This is a genomic window from Parvibaculum sp., assembly GCF_035511255.1.
Classification (GTDB): Bacteria; Pseudomonadota; Alphaproteobacteria; order Parvibaculales; family Parvibaculaceae; genus Parvibaculum.
Genome location: NZ_DATKFR010000422.1, coordinates 1 through 2012 on the forward strand (window position 1 = coordinate 1; position 2012 = coordinate 2012).

Genomic DNA, 2012 nt, shown 5'->3' on the forward strand with positions numbered 1-2012 from the left:
TTCGGGGTTGCAGTTGACCATGATGCTTTCGACGTCGATCTCGTCGAGCGCGAAAGCGGCGTGGCAGCAGCAATAGTCGAATTCGATGCCCTGGCCGATGCGGTTCGGGCCGCCGCCGAGAATGATCGCCTTTTTCTTGGCGGTCGGATTGCTTTCGCAATCGGCGCGCCCGGCGAAATCGGTCTCGTAGGTCGAATACATATAGGGCGTGAGGCTTTCGAACTCCGCCGCGCAGGTGTCGATGCGCTTGTAGACGGGGCGCACGTCGAGCGCATGGCGCGCTTTGCGAACCTCTTCCTCTTCGGTCTTCGTCAGCTCGGCGAGACGTGCATCGGAAAAGCCCATCGCCTTCAGCGCGCGCAGACCCTGCTTCGTTGTCGGCAATCCCTCGGTGCGGACTTTCTCTTCCGCGTCGATGATCGCCTGCAGCCGCTCGATGAACCACGGATCGTAGGCGCAGGCCTGATGTACCTGCTCGTGGCTGACGCCGAGGCGCAGCGCCTGCGCAATGACGAGAAGGCGGTCGGGCGTCGGGCGACCGAGCGCCGCGCGGATCGCATTCTTGTCGTCGCCTTCGCCCATGCCGGCGAACTTCACTTCGTTGAGGCCGGTGAGGCCCGTTTCCATCGAGCGCAGCGCCTTCTGCAAGCTCTCCTCGAAGGTCCGGCCGATGGCCATCGCCTCGCCGACGGATTTCATCGCCGTGCCGAGCAGGGGCTCGGAACCCGGGAACTTCTCGAAGGCAAAGCGCGGGATCTTCGTCACGACATAATCGATGGTCGGCTCGAAGCTCGCCGGCGTCACGCGGGTGATGTCGTTCTGAAGTTCGTCGAGCGTATAGCCGACCGCGAGCCGCGCCGCGACCTTCGCAATCGGAAAGCCCGTCGCCTTGGAGGCGAGCGCCGAGGAACGCGACACGCGCGGGTTCATCTCGATGACGACGAGGCGGCCGTCCTTGGGGTTGACCGCGAACTGCACATTGGAGCCGCCGGTCTCCACGCCGATCTCGCGCAGCACCGCGATCGAGGCGTTGCGCATGATCTGATATTCTTTGTCCGTCAGCGTCAGGGCAGGGGCGACGGTGATGCTGTCGCCCGTATGCACGCCCATCGGATCGATATTCTCGATCGAGCAGATGATGATGCAGTTGTCCGCCTTGTCGCGGACGACTTCCATCTCGTATTCCTTCCAGCCGAGCACCGACTCCTCGATGAGGACTTCGGTGGTGGGCGAGGCGTCGAGGCCGCGCTCCACGATCTCGGTGAATTCCTGTTTGTTGTAGGCGATGCCGCCGCCCGTGCCGCCCATCGTGAAGGAGGGGCGGATGATGGCGGGCAGGCCGACGAAGTCGAGGCCGGCCAGCGCCTCTTCCATGTTGTGCGCGGCCTTGGAGCGCGGGGACTCGAGGCCGATCTTGTCCATCGCGTCGCGGAAGAGCTGGCGGTCTTCGGCCTTGGCGATGGCGTCGCGCTTGGCGCCGATCATCTCGACGTTGAATTTTTTCAGCACGCCCATGTCGTCGAGCGCGAGCGCGGTGTTGAGCGCCGTTTGTCCGCCCATGGTGGGCAGCAGCGCGTCGGGCCGCTCCTTCTCGATGATCTTCGCCACGATCTCCGGCGTGATCGGCTCGATATAGGTCGCATCGGCGAGGTTCGGATCGGTCATGATCGTCGCCGGATTGGAGTTCACCAGAATGATCCGGTAGCCCTCTTCCTTCAGCGCCTTGCAGGCCTGCGTCCCCGAATAGTCGAACTCGCACGCCTGACCGATGATGATCGGACCCGCGCCGATGATGAGAATGCTTTTGATGTCTGTACGTTTGGGCATGGGCTATTCTTAAAACCCTCTCCCCGTTGGGGAGAGGGTAGGGTGAGGGGCCTTGTGAGACGTCGGAACGTTCCATATGCGCGCAACCTGCGCGTCAATCAGACCGAGGCCGAGAAGCGCCTTTGGTCCCGTTTGCGCAATCGCGCCTTCTTTGGATTCAAGTTCAGACGCCAGATGCCGGTGGG

2 protein-coding genes are annotated in these 2012 nt (G+C 63.0%); one reads left to right on the top strand and one right to left on the bottom strand.

Annotated elements, in window-relative coordinates:
• The coding region (gene carB, locus VMR03_RS15995) for a carbamoyl-phosphate synthase large subunit (RefSeq protein ID WP_325406965.1) at positions 1-1827 on the bottom strand (1827 nt) is incomplete at its 3' end.
• 54 nt (positions 1828-1881) lie between these two features.
• Between carB and VMR03_RS16000 the strand changes: the two genes are divergently transcribed.
• Positions 1882-2012 (top strand): DUF559 domain-containing protein (locus VMR03_RS16000; RefSeq protein WP_325406967.1); only part of this gene is annotated, 131 nt, incomplete at its 3' end.